Origin of the sequence: uncultured Gimesia sp. (genome assembly GCF_963972345.1) — a bacterium.
Classification (GTDB): domain Bacteria; phylum Planctomycetota; class Planctomycetia; order Planctomycetales; family Planctomycetaceae; genus Gimesia.
On record NZ_CAXAVM010000138.1, the window covers coordinates 1 to 19596 of the forward strand.

General features: G+C 50.5%; 10 protein-coding genes. 7 read left to right on the forward strand and 3 right to left on the reverse strand.

Going from position 1 to position 19596, the window contains the following annotated elements:
* Window positions 1-867: 867 nt before the first annotated feature.
* Window positions 868-1818, reverse strand: a complete 951-nt coding sequence (locus AACZ40_RS20055) for an isochorismatase family protein (RefSeq protein WP_291176025.1) — start codon at window positions 1816-1818, stop codon at window positions 868-870.
* Between the two features lie 214 nt (window positions 1819-2032).
* Between AACZ40_RS20055 and AACZ40_RS20060 the strand changes: the two genes are divergently transcribed.
* Window positions 2033-3304 carry an SGNH/GDSL hydrolase family protein gene (locus tag AACZ40_RS20060; protein WP_291176027.1) on the forward strand — a complete coding sequence of 424 codons (1272 nt, stop codon included), beginning with the start codon at window positions 2033-2035 and terminating at the stop codon, window positions 3302-3304.
* Between the two features lie 66 nt (window positions 3305-3370).
* Window positions 3371-7624 (forward strand): PVC-type heme-binding CxxCH protein, encoded by a 4254-nt coding sequence (locus AACZ40_RS20065; RefSeq protein ID WP_291176029.1) that lies wholly within the window; start codon window positions 3371-3373, stop codon window positions 7622-7624.
* 17 nt (window positions 7625-7641) lie between these two features.
* Here AACZ40_RS20065 and AACZ40_RS20070 read toward each other — a convergent pair whose 3' ends face one another.
* Window positions 7642-8499 (reverse strand): alpha/beta hydrolase, encoded by an 858-nt coding sequence (locus tag AACZ40_RS20070; protein ID WP_291176033.1) that lies wholly within the window; start codon window positions 8497-8499, stop codon window positions 7642-7644.
* A 249-nt stretch (window positions 8500-8748) separates the two neighbouring features.
* Here AACZ40_RS20070 and nrfH point away from each other — a divergent pair, with 249 nt between their 5' ends.
* The 4 genes from nrfH to AACZ40_RS20090 all read left to right on the forward strand — a co-directional run bounded on the left by nrfH (window position 8749) and on the right by AACZ40_RS20090 (window position 13874).
* Complete coding sequence (nrfH, locus tag AACZ40_RS20075) at window positions 8749-9240, forward strand: cytochrome c nitrite reductase small subunit (protein ID WP_339675580.1); 492 nt, start codon at window positions 8749-8751, stop codon at window positions 9238-9240.
* A gap of 43 nt (window positions 9241-9283) precedes the next feature.
* On the forward strand, window positions 9284-10651 hold the full coding sequence (locus AACZ40_RS20080) for an ammonia-forming cytochrome c nitrite reductase subunit c552 (protein ID WP_291176039.1): 1368 nt from the start codon (window positions 9284-9286) through the stop codon (window positions 10649-10651).
* Window positions 10652-10812: 161 nt separating this feature from the next.
* Window positions 10813-12060 carry a neutral/alkaline non-lysosomal ceramidase N-terminal domain-containing protein gene (locus AACZ40_RS20085; protein ID WP_339675583.1) on the forward strand — a complete coding sequence of 416 codons (1248 nt, stop codon included), beginning with the start codon at window positions 10813-10815 and terminating at the stop codon, window positions 12058-12060.
* A 224-nt stretch (window positions 12061-12284) separates the two neighbouring features.
* The gene (locus AACZ40_RS20090; RefSeq protein WP_291176046.1) at window positions 12285-13874 is read left to right on the forward strand and encodes an alkaline phosphatase D family protein; all 1590 of its coding nucleotides are present in this window, start codon (window positions 12285-12287) and stop codon (window positions 13872-13874) included.
* Window positions 13875-13899: 25 nt separating this feature from the next.
* On the opposite strand, the gene AACZ40_RS20095 is transcribed toward AACZ40_RS20090, so the two are convergent.
* Window positions 13900-17400: a PAS domain S-box protein gene (locus AACZ40_RS20095; protein ID WP_291176051.1), complete on the reverse strand. Its 3501-nt coding sequence runs from the start codon at window positions 17398-17400 to the stop codon at window positions 13900-13902.
* Between the two features lie 668 nt (window positions 17401-18068).
* On the opposite strand from AACZ40_RS20095, the gene AACZ40_RS20100 reads away from it, so the two are divergent.
* A partial coding sequence (locus AACZ40_RS20100; protein ID WP_339675587.1) for a recombinase family protein occupies window positions 18069-19596 on the forward strand: 1528 nt, incomplete at its 3' end.

The window sequence follows — 19596 nt, forward strand, 5'->3', positions numbered from 1 at the left end:
GGTGTTGTTTACGTGCTCCGTTGTCGCACTCTCGTGATATCTATCAACCCAAAATAAAAAATGATACTCCACTCGTCACTGGACTGGAGGAGCCGGAGTTGAAGCAGTTCACCGCTGAGTGTGGGTTGCAGATCGAACGTCATGGGCCAGGTTTCTCGTGAATGTGATTGATTGCCTGGAGCTTATCGAACACCAGATTGAAGACCAGTTATCAGTAAGAGTAAATATTCTAGAACGGGTTCGTTTGAGATCCGATTTTTACTGCCTCGAACGGATACGAAAAAAACAGACAGATACGGGTGTCGGATATTCATCTGACTGGTGGAAACATGGATTGATTACAATACATGACAGCGCAACGTTGTCTAAAGTCCGCATTGAGAATGTGGAATCGTATTATTAATGCATGAGGAATGATGGTGTTTTATCTGTGGGATTTCGTAATCTCGGTGACTGTGAAGGAATCATCTGTAAAGGCGTGGTAGCGTCAAGCGGGATTTCAAAATTTCGGGTGGCGAAAGAGGTGTGAAAAGTTCCGATGTCAAGCCGAGCGATTTGCGAAGGGAGGGCCAGCGTGTGCTGAAGTGTGTCGATAACCGGGGATCGGATGAGCAGATTATGATGCGAGACAGGCTAAAACAAGGAAGTTTTATGGTGAAGAGCTGGCAGTGGTTCGCGTGTTTTCACTCATCAGAAAGTTATCTCTCTCGCGCGCGACACAGGCCAGGGAGTTTCGATAACGGCGCGGGGCTGTCAAGTCGAACCTGATCAGTAAAAATGGCGGACCGCTGCACACCTTGCTGCTGCGGTTTATTCAGGTGATTGATGTCTCACGTGGGTGAGTGCGTATCGATGTGGTTCCCTGTTTCAGCTGTCCGGGTTGTTGGAGCCGGGGATGACTTTTGTGAGATCTTTGCCGAGAATTGAGGGGCACCAGTGGCGTTCGATGTGTTCGATGATCATTTCGGTGCCTCGCGCATGACTGACGTAGGGGTGGTCGCGGGGATCGTAGAGCGCGTCGGTCAGGTCTCTGCAGAGGACGACATTTTTATCGAGGTATCGCATCTGGCGAATACCGAAGGGGCGGCCGAGAACACACATGTTGGTATGCACGCCCATGATGACGATGTTCTTTCGCTGTTCCTGTTCGAGGAAGTTGAAGATCTCCTGTCCGTTCGCACTGATGACATCGTAGCCAACGATCTTGATGGCCGGGTGCTCGTGGCGGTCGGTATTTTTTTTGTAATCTGCAATCGGGTCATCACACCCACGAAGAGAGGATTCGCTCGAACGTTGAACTGTATCGTCGACGGGGAGCGGCGGTTCTTTCTCCGGATTCAGGTAACACCAGTTCTGCAGGGGTACGGGAGGTTTGGAATATTTGGCTGCTTTGATCCGCTGGCGGAAAGGGGTGTCTTCGTATAACTCAATCCCGCCACTGGGGGCATGGATGATGGCAACGCCATGATCGCGGGCTTTGGAGATCACCTGATTCATACGGGGAGCCATGCGGTCGACGCGCTGTGCTGCCAGTTTGCAGGGATGATCGGCCCACATGTCGCAGATGATGATTGCGGTTTCTGAGGCGTTCCATTCTGTCTGCCCGGTCGTTGCGGGAGCAGCGCTTTCCTTACCGCGTTTGCGGAGGGTTACGGAAAGTATTCCGGGGACAGGGGGGAGGGAGCGGTTGGACGCGCCGGTATCTTTGGTCTCATCTGCCAGCAGCGATTCCATGTGAGGCAGCAGCACGCCTGCGCCGCAGCCCTGCAGGAGTGACTGCAGGAAACGTCTTCGGGATTGTGAAGGAGTATTGTGCATCCTGTTCCCTTTTCTCGCCAAAACTTCGAGCGGTTCAGACTGTATTGTGAAGTGACTGTCGCATCAATTCAATGTGAAACTGCTGCGAATTCGTTTCTACAACGAGAAAGTGTTTTGAGAGCTGGACTTTTCTTTGCCTCGACGTGGTCTCATAATAGAGTCACCATGCCTGACCGTTGCAGAATACACAGACCAGATATCGGGATTTGATTTAATGTTGATACGCTATTGTTCGTTACTGCTGATACTGATCAGTTCGACTGTTCTTCTGCCTGCTCACGTCTCAGCCGCAGAGACATCGAAAGAACCATCGTCGACTGCCCTGGAATTAAAAGCCGGTGATCGGGTTGTATTTATCGGAAACACTTTCGCTGACCAGTTAAGGTTGAATAATTATCTGGAAACCCTGATGACATCGCAGGCGACTGTTCCCGGTCTGACGTTTCGGAACCTGGCCTGGTCGGGAGATACACTGAAGCTGAGGCCACGTCCTTTGAATTTCGGTTCGCTGGATGAACATCTGAAGGAACAGCAGGCTGATGTGATCATCGCCTGTTTTGGAATGAATGAATCGTTCGACGGTGAAGCGGGGCTGGCTGAATATGGCGAAGCATGGAAACAGTTTCTGCAGCATCTGTCTTCTCAGAAATACAATGGGAAATCGGCACCGCGGGTGGTGATCATTTCTCCGATCGCCCACGAAAACATGGGTCCCCCCTTGCCGGATCCGGTCGAACATAATCAGAGTCTGGAAAAATATACCCTGGCGATGCAGAAAGTGGCGAAGCAACATCAGGTTCCGTTTGTGGATCTGTTTTCCAAATCAAAAAACATGATGCAGAATAATATTTCGCAGAAGCTGACGCGGAACGGGATTCATTTGAATGAATACGGCTACTGGGCGATCAGTCATTTCGTGGCGGAACAGTTACTGGGCAAGAAACTGGAAAGTCCCTCCGTGGTCATTGATGTTTCACAGAAACAGATCGAAGCGTCCCATGCGAAAGTTTCAGCGTCGAACTTTCAGGCGGAACAGATTGAGTTCACTCTCCAGGCCGATACACTGCCACTGCCAGCCCCGCCGCAAACTTCGATACCCGATAGTGAATTAATGGAGAAACAGCCTCGATTGACTATCAGGAATCTGCCGGAGGGGAAGTATCGACTGCTGGTGAACGGAACTCCGGTGACGGAAGCCCGGCATTCCGACTGGGCGCGAGGACTGCTGTTGATGCATCTTCCTTCGCAGGAACAGGTCCGGGATTTGCGGTCCAATATTGCTCGGAAGAATGAACTGTTCTTCTATGTGTATCGGGCGCACAATGCGGAGTACGTCTTCGGACGTCGTACCAAGCCGTTTGGAGCGGTCTCTTTTCCTCCGGAAATGGAAACGTTTGACAAACTGATTGCAGACCGTGAAACGACGATCAAGGCACAGGCTCGCCCGCTCGACGAAACAAAGTGGGGCCTGTTCCGAGTCGATTGAGCCGGTAACTGTTGCACGTCTGCTTTTCAAATAGAATCTTAACCTTCTCAGCTATCAGAGTGAATTATGTATCAACGATCGATCCTGACATGTTTTGCAGTTGCAATGTCCCTGTTGAGTGTGCTGCCTGGGAATGAAACGCAGTGTCGGGCTGCTGAGGAAAAACAGGAACAGCCGCATGTGGTGTTTGTGGTAGGGACTTCACATCACCTCTCTCGCAATACCATTCCCACGTTTGCCAGACGACTCGAACAGCATGGCTTCAAAACCACCGTGCTGCTACCTGAGAAAACAGGTGAGAAGGAAAATCAGAGAGAAGAAGTCACGGGGTTAAAAGTTTTGAAAGAAGCGGATGTTGCCGTGTTTTACCTGCGGTTTCAGCGGCTGGCTCCGGGTGAGTTCACACATCTGCATGACTATATCGAGTCCGGTAAACCGGTGATCGGACTGCGTACCAGTACTCATGCATTTGATTACCAGAAAGGCCATCCGCTCGAAGAATGGAACCAGGGATTCGGCAAACGGGTCCTGGGTTCCGAATTCCTGTTTGATCTGTCAGGTGAGACGGTGGTCGAGCATATCCTGGCGCATCGTGATCATGAAGTTCTGAATGGTGTAGCAGCGAAGTTTCTTGATCCTGGAACATTATATCAGGCCAATCCGCCAACTGATGCAACGCCGTTACTGCTGGGAACCGGTGATTCGAAGCGGAAAGGGATCTTCAAGAATCAGTTTGGCACCTATGAGCTGACTGGTGAAATGAGTTTTCCGGTGGCGTGGTCCTGGAAAAACGAATGGGGCAGCCGGGTCTTTACGACAACACTGGGGCAGGAAAAAACGTTCGGACTGGATGCGTTTAATCGTCTGCTGATCAATGCGGTCCACTGGTGTCTGGAGCAGCCGGTGGGAACGACTCCCGCACGGATGGCGGTAGCGAATTCAGCTCCTAATCTGAAACGACCGTTTGAACTGACGCAGGATCACTCCCCTGAAACCGAACGGAAGACTTTCGAGATGTTGCCCGGTTATGAAGTGAATCTGTTTGCAGCCGAACCGATGCTGGTCAATCCGATTCATATGACGTGGGATCCACAGGGGCGACTGTGGGTGATCTGTTCGACATCGTATCCCCAGGTATCTCCGGGAGAAAAACCGAATGATCAGATCGTGATTCTGGAAGATACCGATGGAGACGGGCGTGCGGACAAGTCGACGGTCTTCGCAGATGGTCTGTATGTTCCGACGGGACTGGAACTGGGAGATGGAGGCGTATATGTTGCGAATGCCCCGGACCTGCTGTTTTTGAAAGATACGAACGGTGATGGAAAAGCCGACCACCGGGAAGTGATTCTGACGGGCTTTGCCACTGAGGACAATCACCACTCCATCAGTGCCTGGCGCTGGGGGCCGGGTGGCTGGCTGTACTTCCAGGAAGGGACCTTCATGCACACCCAGGTGGAGACGCCTTACGGTACCGTCCGTCTGGAAAACGGGGGCGTGTTTCAGTTTCACCCACGTACGCTCAAGCTGAATGTATTTGCCGATTATCGTGCTTCGAACCCGTGGGGACATATGTTCGATGACTGGGGGCAGTCCTTTATCATCGATAACCCGCGGCTGTATTTCAGTGCGCCTCTGACTGCCAACAGTCGAGCCAAGCTGGGTTACGATGCCAGTGGCGAAGGAACCAAGCAGTGTGGTGGCGAGTTCGTGGCAAGCAGTCATTTCCCCCCGGAAGTGCAGGGAGAAATCTGGACCAATCAATACAAGTCACATGTGGTGGCCCGTTATGAAGTCTCGGATGATGGCGCCGGCTATACGATTAAAGGACTCGAGCCGTTAATCCAGTCGAGCAGTTCTTATTTCCGGCCCGTTGATTTGAAGATGGGGCCGGATGGTGCCGCGTATATTCTGGACTGGTATAATCCGTTGATCGGTCATATGCAGCATAGTTTTCGTGACGAACGCCGCGATACCACACATGGCCGGGTCTGGAGAGTGACCCACAAGTCACGGCCTCTGGTGGAGCGTCCGCAACTGACAGGAGTGCCCCTTGCGAAAGTCGTCTCTCACTTGCGTGATCCGGAAAGTTTCACGCGGCAGCAGGTGAAACGGGTGTTATATGATGCCGACCAGCAGCAGGCGAAGCAGGCCCTGGATGAATGGCTGTTGACATTGGTACCGCAGGAACCGAACTATGATCATCATCGACTGGAAGCACTCTGGTGTTACCAGACGATTGGCGTTGTGAATGAAGAACTGCTGCGTGAATTGTTGCAGGCAAAGGATGCCCGAGCCCGCGCTGCCGCCATGCGAGTGTTGCGGTACTGGCATTCGGAAATGAAAAATCCACTGGAACTGGTCGAGGCAGCAATTCACGATCCACATCCGCGCGTGCGACTGGAAGCTATTTTAACGGCGGGATATATCCCCGATCCCCGTTCGGTAACGATTGCAGTGAAAGCCATCGATGCTCCCATGGACCGTTATCTGGAACATGCGTTGAAGCTGACCATTGATGGTCTGCAGTCGCAGTGGGTAGAACCGCAGCGTCAGGGGAAAGTGAGCTTTGAAAAACCGTCCCACAAAAATTATGCATTGGCAAATCTGTTGTCGAATGAATCCATCGATGTGATTATTGATCTGTTAAACGCGGGCAGCATTGATGCTGAACTGTTACAGGGCCCGGCTCAGACCGTCGCCGAACGAGCGAATGCGAATCAGCTGGAGCCTCTTGTGTTGAGTCTGGTCGAAGTCACGCGTGAATATAAAACTCAGGGTGGGAAGGGAATTTCTCCAGAAGCGTTAAGTATATTGCTGAATGCCTTTGATCGGGCGGCGCGGGAACGTGGGGTGATCCCTAATGGAAATATCGGTGCCATGCTGAGTCGCTCAGCCGTGGTACCAGGCTTACCGGTCCAGAAATCAGTGGCCCGACTGATCGGTTCCTGGAAACTGACGCGGGAAGGGAAACGTCTGCAGCGTGAGATCAATGCCGCAGATACGGATTTCGAAGTCAAACAGCTGGCCGCAGAATCACTGGGAATGCTCGGAGATGCGGATTCGCTGAAGTATCTGAAATCTCTGGCAGAGTCGCAGAAGCCGATGAATCAGCGACTGCTGGGCATATATGGACTGGCGGCCCATGATCTGAAACAGGCGGCGACATCACTGCCCGCTATTCTGAAGAACGATCCCCAAAAGGAAAATCCAGCCTGGATTTTGACCGCATTCACCCGACAAAAAGGGGGAGCAGAGATTCTGGCGGAGGAGATGAAGGCGGCTTCGTTGCATCCGCAGGTCACCAGACAAATCAGGCAGTCACTGATTGAAACCGGCGAAACCAGCCAGGCATTGATTGACGCGTTTGGCGGAGCTGTGATGCAGGACTCACTGGAAGCGGAACTGTTGAAAGAAAATGTACTCGAACTGGCGAGTGCGGCACGCGAAGCAGGAAATGCAGCGCGGGGCGAGCAGATCTTCCGCCGCAGCGAACTGGCATGTATGAAGTGCCACAGTATTTCCAATGCGGGTCCGGTACTGGGACCCGATCTGGCTGCCATCGGTTCGAGTTCACCGCCGGACTATATTGTGGATTCGTTTCTGCGTCCGTCTAAAGTCATCAAGGAATTTTATGAGAGCATCATGGTCGTGACAGATGAAGGTCGCGTGTATAACGGAATTATGGTCGTGCACGATGATACGAAGGTCATTCTCAAAGATGCAGCCCGACAGGGGGAACTGGTGACAATCCCTGCCGACCAGATTGAATTCACAAAGAAGCTGCCGTCATTGATGCCTCAAGGACTGGCGAGCAAGTTGAAAAACCGTCAGGAGTTTCTGGATCTGGTGAAGTTCGTGACTGAGCTGGGACGTCCTGGTCCTTATGCGACGAGCGTGGCACAGGTAGTACGACGCTGGCGCGTGCGTGGTGCAAATGAGTCTTTGACTGCGGAACAGATGGAGAAATTCGATGTACTGGCGGAATCGGGAGTCGCCGCCTACAGCATGGTAGATGGGACATTACCAACTGCAGATCTGAATCTGGCGAAACCGCTGACGCAGGCGATCGCTTTCGTAGACGTCAATCAGGCAGGCAATGTGCAGTTGAAACTGAATTCGGTGAAAGGCCTCAAGGTCTGGCAGAATGGAACGCCGCTTCCGGTCGAAGAATTGACATTGCTGGTTCTGCCGACCGGTCGCAATCAGTTGACGTTTGAAGTGGATCGCAGCCAACGCGGTGACGTGGGGTTACGAGTGGAATTTCAGAAAGCCAGCCAGTCCCCCGAGGGCCGCTTCAAAGTAGTAGGCGGGCCCTGAGGGTTGTCTGTGAATTTTCAATTCTGCTGCGTAGTGCGTTTAAGCCAGTCCGCACAGAGAATTGGCCAGCCTGAAATGGGATTTTTCGAAGGACGCATGCCGTATCCGTGCCCCCCTTTGGCGTAGAGATGCAGTTCGGCATCAACCTTTGCGTCTTTCAGGTCACGCGTGTAGTTGAAGGCACTGTCTACCAGGCGACGATCATCGAGCGTCTGTACGATAAAGGCGGGGGGCGTCTTCGCATCGACTTTGATCTCGGGAGCAGACTGTCGTTTGTCATCCTCGCTGTAGATATATGCGGGATAGATCAGGACCGTGAAATCGGGACGACAGCTGAGCTTGTCGGCTTCGTCTATTAATTCATAATTCCGCTTTTCATAGTTTGTAGAGAGATTTGCAGCCAGGTGACCACCGGCGGAAAAACCGAGCACGCCGACTTCGTCTGGATTGATACCCCATGCTTTGGCTTGACTGCGAACAATTCCCAAAGCACGCTGAGCATCTTTCAGGGCTGCTTCCCGCTGATTGCCGGGAACCGTGTATTTGACGACGAATGCATGTATGCCGAGCGAATTCAGCCACTCGGCGATTTCGGTTCCCTCGAGGTCATATGCGAGGACATTGTATCCACCCCCCGGAAAGATGACGACTGCGGGGGCATTCGGTTTGGCGTCGGGAGCTTTATAGAATTCGATTGCGGGCCGATTAACTTTGGTAATTCGAATAATATTGCTGTATTTGACTTCGTCATCACTCTTTTCCAGCAGCGGGCGATCAGGCCAGAGTGCTATGCGCTCAGTGGGTTCAGGAGTCTCGATTGGAGCGGCCGCCAATGAGAACAGGGCAAACAAAGTAAGGTAAAGATATTTCAACATGGTGGACTCCGAACTGTTGGGTCTGACGATTACGAGATTCGAAAAGTAAAACACAATATGAAATAATAGCGTGCAGAACAGTCGCAGCAAAGCAGTCACAAATCGTAATTTCAGGAGAAGGTCGAGTTAATTACGAGATGTCATGAAAACATACTTGCATTTTTACTAAAAAGCGACAGACTTGATTCTACAGGCCTTTTTCTTGGTCCTATCTTTCAAGTACGTTTTTTTCTGCGATGGATACAGATAATGCGTAAACTGAAACGGGAAACAGTACTCTATCTGATGATTGCGATCTTTATCGGTGCGATTGTGGGTGTGGGGACATTTACCTTTGGTTATGCCAAAGGGGCATCCTATCTCAGATCTGATTCTCAATCATGTGCTAACTGCCACGTCATGCAGGGACATTTCGATGCGTGGGTGAAATCATCGCATGGAAAATTCGCTGACTGCAATGACTGTCATTCCCCTCACGACAGTGCGGCTGCTGCTTACTATTGTAAAGCCCGCAACGGTTTCTTCCATTCACTGGCTTTCACAACGGGCGATTTTGAAGAGAACCTGCGAATTACTGATTACAATCGGCGGGTTACCGAACAGGCCTGCCGGAACTGTCATGCGGATCTGGTTCACCAGATCGATATTCGGGCAGTAGGTGAGTTAAAACAGTCGGAAGACGAAAAACTGGAGTCGAATGCCTGTATTCGCTGTCACTCAACAGTTGGACATGACACCTGATGCACAACGCCTTAGCGTCAGTTCTAACAAACCGGGATGAAGTATGAACCAGAAAAAATATTCAATTTCGTTTTCGACACTCCTGCTGGTCGCGATTTTGTCAGCCGCAATCTGTTTTGGCATCGTGTATCTGCTGACGAATATATTTGAACGACAGCAGGAAGCCCGGTCCACCGTCCTGAAAGTCGTCGACATTGATGATAATACCTCTGATCCTGCGGTCTGGGGACGGAATTTTCCGTTGCAGTATGATGATTACCTCAAAACCGCCGACATGATTCAGACAACGTACGGCGGAAGCGAAGCGATTCCCCGGACTCCCACTGATGAAGATCCCCGCGATCTGGTTTCCCGCAGCAAGCTGGAAACGATTCCCCAACTGAAACGCCTGTGGGCGGGCTATGCCTTTTCGAAGGATTACCGGGAAAAACGCGGGCACGCCTATATGTTGACCGACCAGATCTACACCGAGCGCCAGAAAGTCGGACAGCCGGGAACCTGCATTCACTGCCATGCTTCGACATACGTCGTGATGAAAGAGCTGGGCAAGGGAGACCTGCTGGCCGGCTTTGAAAAATTAAATACCATGCCTTACATGGAAGCCAAAGATCATTTGAAACATCCGGTAGCCTGCATAGACTGCCATGAGCCGGAAACGATGGCTCTGCGAGTCACGCGTCCCGCATTTATGGAAGGCATCGCAGCATTTAAGAAATCACAGGGGGTGGACGATTATGATGTGAATCGTGATGCGACGCGTCAGGAAATGAGGTCATATATCTGTGGGCAGTGTCATGTCGAATATTATTTTAAAGGTGATGAGAAACGCCTGACCTATCCGTGGACGCAAGGGCTGACTGTGGACGCAGCGTATGCTCATTATGAGGAAACAGGATTTAAAGACTGGACTCATGCGGAAACGGGGGCACCCATGCTGAAGGCACAGCATCCGGAGTTTGAACTCTGGTCCCAGGGGATTCATTCCCGGGCCGGTGTTGCCTGTGCTGACTGTCATATGGCTTACAAGCGGGTAGGAGCGATGAAGATCAGTGATCATCACATCCGCAGTCCCTTGCTGAATGTGAATGCTTCCTGTGGAACCTGCCATAAAACCGGGGATCAGGAATTAATCGCACGCGCGGAGAACATTCAGTCCCGCCATCAGAAACTGGTAAAAATTGCCCTGGATGCGGTTGTGGAACTGATTGATGATATTAAAGCGGCTCAAAAGCAGGGAGTGAGTGAAGAGAAAATTAAAGCTGCGCAACAATGGCAGCGTAAGGCCACTTTTTATGTGGATTATGTCGAAGCCGAAAATTCCTCGGGCTTTCATGCCGGCCAGGAAGCTGCGCGGATTCTGGCGGAATCGATTGATTATTCTCGCAAGGGACAGAATGCATTGCGAGAATAAGGAGCATTGCAGAATTGACATGATTGCTTCTACCCGATTTCGAGGATTTTCTTGATCCCTGAACGCTGTCAGGGTAGGATCAGGATGTTGCTGCTTACCGCGATCAGATTCACTCTGAATTCGCAGACCTGCTCCCCCGAACTATACAGAAGGACCTCCGCATGCTTCGCTGCTTACTAAGTCTTGTCTTTATTTTCAGCCACTGTGTGCTTTTTCTGGGGGCGGAACCTGACAAAACAGGACCAGCTGAATGGAAGGCGGGGGCTGCGTCTGCCAAAATTACACCAGAGAAACCGTTACGAATGGCCGGTTATGCAGGACGGAAAGAACCGGCGGAAGGAACCGAGCAGGATCTGTTCGCCAAGGCATTGGCCGTCGAAGATTCTAAAGGGAACCGTGCCGTCTTTCTGACGCTCGATCTGATTGGCGTGACCGAGCAGCTGCGTGCGGATGTGACCACTCAGGTTCAGGAACAATATCAACTGTCTCCACAGTCGTTACTGATGAATGCTTCACATACGCATTGCGGCCCTGCCTATGGTCGCGAAGAAGCAAAAGAATATTATGATGTTCTCGTTTCCACACTCGTGAAAACCATCGGGGCCGCGCTGGAAAAAATGCAACCGGCCAGGCTGAGCTGGTCGGCAGCGCGCTGCTCTGTGGCGATGAATCGTCGTACTCCCACGGCGACCGGGTATCGGAACCACCCTAATCCGGACGGCCGTGTCGATCACCAGGTTCCTGTCTTAAGGGTTGATGATGCTGAAGGAGAACTGCAGGCAGTGATGTTCGGTTATGCCTGTCACAATACAACAATGGGTTTCCGCAAGTGGCTGGGTGACTATGCCGGTTTTGCGCAGGAGTATTTTGAGAAAGATCATCCTGGCGTGACGGCCCTGTTTATGATGGGGTGTGGCGGGGATCAGAATCCGTATCCACGCAGTGAACTGCATTACGCACACAAACATGGTCGTTCTCTGGCGACTTCAATTGAAGCTGCCCTGGAAGTAAATCAGCGGACGCCGTTGCATCAGCGTGTGTTACATGGTCCCTTGAAAACCGCGTATGGCACGGTTGAACTGGAATATCTGCCTGAGAAAAAACGCGATCCCTGGGACTACCCGGTACAGGTAATTCAGTTCGGGAATGATCTGACGCTGGTGGCATTGGGGACCGAAGTGGTCGTCGATTATTCCTTACGGATCAAGCAGGAACTGTATGAAACCGCTGGGCCTGCCATCTGGGTCGCCGGTTATTCGAACGTGTATTCGGGTTACATTCCCAGTAAACGGGTCCTGCTGGAAGGAGGGTATGAAGCAAGCCGTCCTTACAAACCGGATGTTGAAGAACGGATTATCGGCAAGGTGCTGGAACTGGATCAGCAATTGAACTCTCAGAGCGAAAAATAAAATCAACTGAAAGTAAGATCGCATTCAATCGTTAAGTTCATGTTAAATCGCTGCGAAGTCAATTGATTTCCATTGATGTATCGTTGCCGGTGGAACATACAACTTTTAAAATCGATTGATGAGTGAAGTATCGTCTCGCCATATCTGATAGTTCACCGGTCATTGGTGATTTTATCCCCGCCATTCCTTCTCTGCATTTATGCTCAACACAGGTGATTTCAAATATGTTCGATTACAAACGTCTTCAGGAAGCAGTCAAATCTGAAAATGGCGTGAGCCGTCGGTTGTTTCTGTCTTATGGAGCAGCGCTATCTACGCTTCCTTTACTGGGGCGTGCAAGTTGGGCTGATCCTTCACCCAAATTTCCGAAGGATCCCTTCAGTCTGGGAGTTGCTTCTGGCGATCCCGATTGCAGTAGCGTCATCTTGTGGACGCGGCTGGCACCAGAACCGCTGGCTCCACATGGAGGCATGGGACCCCAGGCGGTTGCAGTCACTTGGGAAGTTGCCGACGACGAAGGGTTCACTCAACCGGTGGCTTCGGGAACTGCCCAGGCGACTCCTCAGCTGGGACATACGGTGCATGTGGAAGTAAACGGTTTGAAACCAGATCGCTGGTACTGGTATCGCTTTCAAGCCGGTGATGCGAAAAGCCCGGTGGGACGAACTCGGACAATGCCTGTCGAAACCGATCTGCCAGATCAGTTAAAGTTCGCATTTGCTTCCTGTCAGAATTATGAGTCGGGGTTGTATACCGCTTATGAGCAGATGGCCCAGGACGATGTGGATCTGGTATTTCATCTGGGTGACTACATTTACGAAAGAGAAAACCGGAAAAAAAACACGGTACGTGCGCACTTCGGACCCGAGATTGAAACGTTGGAGCACTACCGTACCCGACATTCTCAATATCGTTCCGATCCGCTACTGCATGAGATGCATGCGAAATGTCCATGGATGGTGACATGGGATGATCATGAATTTGATAATAACTGTGCCGGTGATATTTCCGAGGAATCACAGGTTGATCCAGTAGATTTTCTGTTGCGTCGTGCAAATGCCTATCAGGCGTATTATGAAATGATGCCGCTCAGGGTGCAGTCTCTGCCCCGGGGACCGCATATGCAACTCTATCGTCAGGCTTCCTTTGGGCGGCTGGCTGACTTCTTTGTACTGGATACACGACAGTATCGAACTGATCAGCCGAACGGAGATAAGAAATCGCCTATCAATGATGCGGCCTTGATGCAGACAAATTCTCTCCTGGGAGGCCGTCAGCGACACTGGCTGCAATCTGGTCTGCTTGCATCAGATGGAATCTGGAACGTACTGGCACAGCAGGTGATGATGGGCATGGTTGGTTTTCCTCAGAAAGATGGTCCACATAACTATTCCATGGATCAATGGCCCGGTTGTTCTTATGAACGAATGGGGCTGGTCAAGTTTCTGGCAGATCGTCAGGTTCCCAACCCGGTCGTACTGACGGGAGATATTCATTCAAACTGGGTAAACAATTTACGTGTCGATGATCGTAACCCGGAGACACCGGTAATCGCGACGGAATTTGTAGGGACATCCATCAGCAGTGGTGGGAATGGAGTTGAAAAGCGGAAAGGTCATGCAGAACTGTTGTCAAACAATCCCTGTATCCAGTTCCAGAATTCTGAGCGTGGTTATGTGCGTTGTACTGTCACGCCAGAGAAATGGACGAGCGAGTATATGGTCGTAGATGATGTGACTCGACCGGGCGGAAAAGTCAGTCCACGGGCTGCCTTCGTAGTGGAAGCCGGTCAACCGGGAGCACATCCGGCTTAAGGGCAGTGGACCTGTCTGGCAAGAATTAAGAAGGGGAAGGGGGTTCTATTTTCTTCTCTGCCTTGAGGATCAGCCAGTGTAGAATCGTCTGTCCCAGGATTTTGCTGTTGATGGGTTTGCTCAGGTAATCATCACAGCCTGCATCCAGGCATTTCTGACGGTCATCAGACATGGCATGTGCAGTCAAGGCAATGATGGGAAGTGTCGCGCCGGACTGCCGGAAATTTCGAGCAAGCGTGTAGCCATCCATTTCCGGCATCTGCATGTCGGTCAGCAACAGATCATATGGTTCGTTTGCGGTTTCTGCTTCCAGAAATTTCTGGCAGGCAATGACGCCGTTGTCTGCGACATCCACTTCCGCTCCCATTTTTTTCAGCAGAAAAGAAATGAGCCGTTGATTGTCCGGTCCGTCTTCTGCAAGCAGGATCCGTGTGTGAGCAGGAAGTTTCATGGCGGGAGCAGGAACTTTCGTTTCCGCATTCGAATGACCATCCTGCAAGCGGCTGGTTGTGTATCTGGTCTGGGGCAGGATCGATACGGGGAGCAGCAGGCGGAAACAGGTCCCTTTTCCAGGTTCCGTCCAGGCCAGCGTAACTTCGCCTCCCATGAGCCGCGCGAGTTTGCGTGAGATCACCAGCCCCAGTCCGGTCCCGCCATGTTGCCGTGTGACAGAAGTGTCCGCCTGTGAAAATGCCAGAAACATTTTGGCGGCCTGTCTGGATGACATCCCCGGTCCGGAGTCTTCAATATCGAATTGCAGAAGCCGGGACTCGTGCTGTTCCAGAAATTTCACATTGATCTGGATACATCCCCGGTCTGTGAACTTGACTGCATTACCAACCAGATTCATCAGGATCTGCCTGAGTCGCGTCGAATCCGTTTCGATTATATCCGGCAGTGGAGTTTCGATGCGCGTGATCAATTCCACTCCTTTTTCAATCGCCGGCGGTCTTAACAGGCTTTCAATATGGTCGAGAATATTGAAGAGTTGCGTGGGGGACTTCTCTATCTCAACTTTCCCTGCTTCGATTTTGGAAAGATCCAGGATGTCGTTGATCACGGTCAACAGATGGTTCCCAGCTTCCTGAATCGTTTTGACAGCCTGTTCTCTTTTGCCTGCAGAGTTGGCAAACTCGAGATCATTTCGGAGCAGGTCTGCGTAACCCAGAATCGCTGTCAGAGGCGTGCGGATTTCGTGACTCATGTTAGCAAGGAATTCACTTTTACTATGCGAAGCGGCCAGCGCGGCTTCCTGTGCCAGCCTGAGTTCGGTGATGTCATTCCGAATCGCGAGATACCCGGTGGCCTTCCCATCGCCATCCTGCATGGCAGCAATCGTGGTATCCAGCCAGTACAACTCTCCATTTTTACGACGGTTGCAGATCTCACCCTGCCACATCCCCTCCGTCGAAATGGTTTTGAATACGTTTTGCCAGAATTCTTTCGGATGGAAACCGGAATTCACGATCCGGTGGGTCTGACCGATGGTTTCTTCCCGTTCAAAGCCGCTGACTTTACAGAACATGTCGTTGACATGACGGATCACGCCATTGAGCTCCGTCTCCGCGACAATGGCATGTTGATCCAGGACTTTAAGGCACAATTCCAGTCGGGCTGTGGTTTCTCTTAACGATTTCTCCAGGGTAATTCGATCTGAAATGTCGACAAGCACATTGACGGCGCCTGTAATCTCACCGTCTGTATCGAGGAGAGGACTGGCGTGTGCGAGGGCCGTTTTTCGACTTCCGTCTTCATTCTCGACAACAATTTCCTTACCATGAATGATTGTGCTGTCACGTAATGCAACAGCCATCCAGCATTCATCGTGAGGAATCGACAGACCTTCCGTACTATATAGTCTGAATGAACCACAAAAACGGTCAACCGGATTGTTCAGCTCTGGTTTACGCCCCCAGAACTCCACTGCAGCCTGATTGTAGTAGGTGATTAAGCCTGCATTATCACAGGTGTAGGCGGCAGCGGGCAGGGCATCAATCAGGTGGCGGATTCTCTGGTTCGTCTCCTGAAGTCGATCCTGTTGTCGTTTTTTCTCCGTGATATCGATGGCAACGCCAAGGTATCCTTCAATCTGGTTTTGCTGGTCATGGATTGCGGTTACCGTGAGTTCAACCGCACGATGAGAACCATCTTTGCACACATAGGTCCATTCGCGCTTGTCAAAACCACCGTGTCTGGCCAAGGTGACAAATACATCAAAACCTTCGAGGTTCCGACCCAGGCTGGCAGATAATTCGTCTCCCCGCTGCTGAATTTCTTCAGGCAGATGAATGCATTCGGGAGTCTTTAAACCGACCATGTCTTTGGCAGAGTATCCCAGTAACCGTTCTGCGCCAGGACTGAAGAGAGTAATGATACCCTCATGGTCGGTTGTGATGATGGAAACTTCCATAGCGGAGCGAATGATGCCCTCAAGTCTGGCTCTTGATGCATATTCATGATCCTGTAGCAGAAGAAATTCTGCCTCCAGCTGTTTTTCTTTTGTAATATCCTGGAAGGCGCCCACCAGACGGACTGGTTGATTATTCTGATATTCCAGTTCTCCCTGGGCACGCACCCAGATGTGTCTGCCTTTGGCTGTAATAAACGGCAATTTCAGATCCCAGGGTTGTCCCTTGTTGATCGCACGTTTGACGGCATTCCGGATCTGGGGACGTGCATCAGGAGCATAAAATTCGATCGCATTTTTGAGAGTTGGTTTAAAACCAGGCTCGACTTCATGAATCGCGCATGTCTCTGCAGTCCAGAACAGTTCCTGAGTTTTGAGGTTCAGATGCCAGCCGCCAATTTTTCCGACTTCACCAACTTTGGAAAGCAGCAGTTCACTTTCAGCACTGGATTCGAGTTCCCCCCGGCGATCATGGTCTTCGGTTCCGCCAAATGCAGACTGTTGATGCTGTGCCGCGTCCTCGCGATGCCGCCATGTAAACAGGATCAGAGATCCCATACAGAGCCAGATCAGAGTAAGTATGATGGTTTGTTGTGCCTGCTCACGTTGAGAGAAATGTTGATGTTCTGAGATCAATGTGGACTGATATTCTGCCAGGAGCGGAATGAGGCGTTTTTCCTTAATCAGTATGGAACTGAGACGGGAAGCCGCGGGTTGCGAACCTGACAATACTTGGGAAATGTTCTGTGTCAACTCAAGTATCAGAGGAGAAATCTGGCGGTTCAGAATCTCCGTCGAGGTTTTCCCTGGCAGCGTGGAATTCAGCAGAACCTGCTGTTGTTGAATAAACCGTGTCAAATCCGCGTCGAGTTGAGAATAGCTTGACTCATTCTCAGAGTCTTTCGCCAACCGGATGATGTCTTTGGTCATCCGCTGCAGGATGACTTGCTGTGATCCGACCGAGTGAATCTGTTCAAATCGGGCATTTGCAAGTTGTTTCAGGTTCGATGTGAAATAGTGGCAGAGAACCGCCCCCGTCATCAGCAGGCTAAAGCTGATGACGACAACCCGGACAAACCGCGTTGAAAAAATCTGACTGATCCGGGAAACGGTGTTCATTGAACAGAGTTCTCTATCTCAAGAGGCTATCAGCCAGTTTGAAATCCATGCAGCTTCTGAAACGCCACACATATTGAAGGAATTATATAGAGTAGCTGCCTCAATAATTGTAATGAGGAATTACAGGCATATACCTGTATTGGAGATTTCGACAATAAAGACAACTAACAAACAGGAATTCCCTCAGCAGTAAACGAATAGCGGTTATTGCAATTGCTGGGGACAGGAGATGTTTAGCAACTGTGAGCATGTGAATGAAAGGGCCTTAAGGTATCTCCCTGCATTGGGGATTCAGCGTAAAAAATAAGTCAAGAAATGAAGCAATGGTGGGGGCGCGTGGAAATCTTCGACAGAGTGAACCATGCTATGGCACACTCCAGTTTATTCCCGTCAGCAGGTGCGCATTAAAAAAGCCGCTGGAAACGCTATTCAATAGCGTTTCCAGCGGCTGAATTTGAATACGGAGAGAACGGGACACTCTGAACAGCTTGTCGTAAGTGGCTTTAGACAAAGTGATTATAGCAACAAGTTTATTTCAGGTAATAAGTTACGTTTACTCACCTGTAATCAGCAATATTCACAAATTATCAGGAATGATCAGCATTTTTGGCACACTGTGTCAAAAAAATCTCCACGCCTCGATCACTAATTGATAGGAGGTTTTAGAGATGAACTTTTCACGATCTAACGAACTTGTACCACGGAACGGTCATACCCTGGTCGTAGGAATTCCGGGGCGAATTTCCGGTTGTGCAAACCAGAAAGAACTTAGTCTGGAAGATCAAGTAGATCATGGCAAGCAGGTTGCCCATGAAATGTATGATGGAGAGATAGAGTTCAGGACGATCTCAACCAAGGGTAAAGGTGAACGACTTGACCGTCCAGAACTTCTTGAGATTGAAAACTGGCTCAATTCAGATGAGCTGGATTTATTAATCGTCGAAGATCTTGGTCGTCTGGTACGTGGTCCAGCAGCTCATCGGCTTTGTGGCATCGCGGTCGACCATGGAACCAGAGTCATATCTCCCAATGATTTTATTGATACTAACAATGATAATTGGGAAGACGATGTACTTGATGCATGTAAAGAACATCTGAAGCACAATACGCACACATCTCGTCGGTTGAAACATAAGTTGATGAATCGATTTGAAAAGTACGGAGGCGCCACTCCCTGCCCTATCGCTGGATATATCAAACCTGACAATGCCAAGTCGTACTCAGATTGGTTCAAGGAGGAAGATGCAGCTGTATTCATACGCGAAGGTCTGCAAATTCTTAAACGGACTCTCAATGGCGAAGCCGTTGCGAAATACTTCAATGAAAATGGATTTTCACCAGGCCGCTATTGCAGAAAGGATAAATGGGACGGACGAATGGTATTACGTTTCTATCGTAACTCAATCCTTAAGGGGTTCCCCCAACGTGGAGAAAAGCATTCCATCAAACATCATGAAACCGGAAGGAGAATCTCAGTCCGCAATCCAAATGGTCCCCGTTATCGGGAAGAACCTCATCTGGCCTTCTTCTCTCCTGATGAAATTGATCCGGTTCTCGAAGCGATAGTTGAAAAAAATGCCCATTTTAAACGTAAGAAGAACCAGAATGGTACTGATTCAAGACATCGTGTTCCCAAGAAACGAACCCGGGCTTTTGGCCAGCATGCAACCTGTTTCTATTGCGGTTGTCATTACGTGTGGGGAGGGAACGGCATCACTGATAACCTGATGTGCTCTAATTCCCGCGAGTGGCATTGCTGGAACTCCGTTGGGTTTAATGGGCCAAAAGTCGCACAGAACCTGCTGGAGGTGACCCTGAAAACCCTTTCGTCACTGGATGGAATAGATGCTCAGTATCAGGAGATCCTGCAGCAAGCGCAAGCTGGTGGCCCTGAAAAGCTCCTTGCCCGTGAAAATCAATTAAATCGAGAAGAGGAAGGAATCGCACGTGAACGCGATAAGCTCAAAAAATTGATCAAAGAGATGGATGACATTGATGGTGATTTTCTCTCTGAGATGCTCTCTGATTTAAAGGGTCGAGAAAAACAGTTATTACTTGACCGGAGGGCATTAGTGTACGCGAGATCCCGGCAACTGAATCTTCCGAAATCCACATTAGAGCTCAAAGGGATATTGCAGCAACACCTCGAAGATGTCGATATCCACTCTCATGAATTTGGTGATTTGATCCGGGAGC

What these genes read in the sequence shown, in the direction of transcription:
- AACZ40_RS20090 (WP_291176046.1), top strand. Translation starts at nt 12,285, where the DNA reads ATGTTCGATTACAAACGTCTTCAGGAAGCAGTCAAATCTGAAAATGGC.
- AACZ40_RS20055 (WP_291176025.1), bottom strand. Translation starts at nt 1,818, where the DNA reads ATGCACAATACTCCTTCACAATCCCGAAGACGTTTCCTGCAGTCACTC.
- AACZ40_RS20070 (WP_291176033.1), bottom strand. Translation starts at nt 8,499, where the DNA reads ATGTTGAAATATCTTTACCTTACTTTGTTTGCCCTGTTCTCATTGGCG.
- AACZ40_RS20085 (WP_339675583.1), top strand. Translation starts at nt 10,813, where the DNA reads ATGCTTCGCTGCTTACTAAGTCTTGTCTTTATTTTCAGCCACTGTGTG.
- AACZ40_RS20095 (WP_291176051.1), bottom strand. Translation starts at nt 17,400, where the DNA reads ATGAACACCGTTTCCCGGATCAGTCAGATTTTTTCAACGCGGTTTGTC.
- AACZ40_RS20065 (WP_291176029.1), top strand. Translation starts at nt 3,371, where the DNA reads ATGTATCAACGATCGATCCTGACATGTTTTGCAGTTGCAATGTCCCTG.
- AACZ40_RS20080 (WP_291176039.1), top strand. Translation starts at nt 9,284, where the DNA reads ATGAACCAGAAAAAATATTCAATTTCGTTTTCGACACTCCTGCTGGTC.
- nrfH (WP_339675580.1), top strand. Translation starts at nt 8,749, where the DNA reads ATGCGTAAACTGAAACGGGAAACAGTACTCTATCTGATGATTGCGATC.
- AACZ40_RS20060 (WP_291176027.1), top strand. Translation starts at nt 2,033, where the DNA reads ATGTTGATACGCTATTGTTCGTTACTGCTGATACTGATCAGTTCGACT.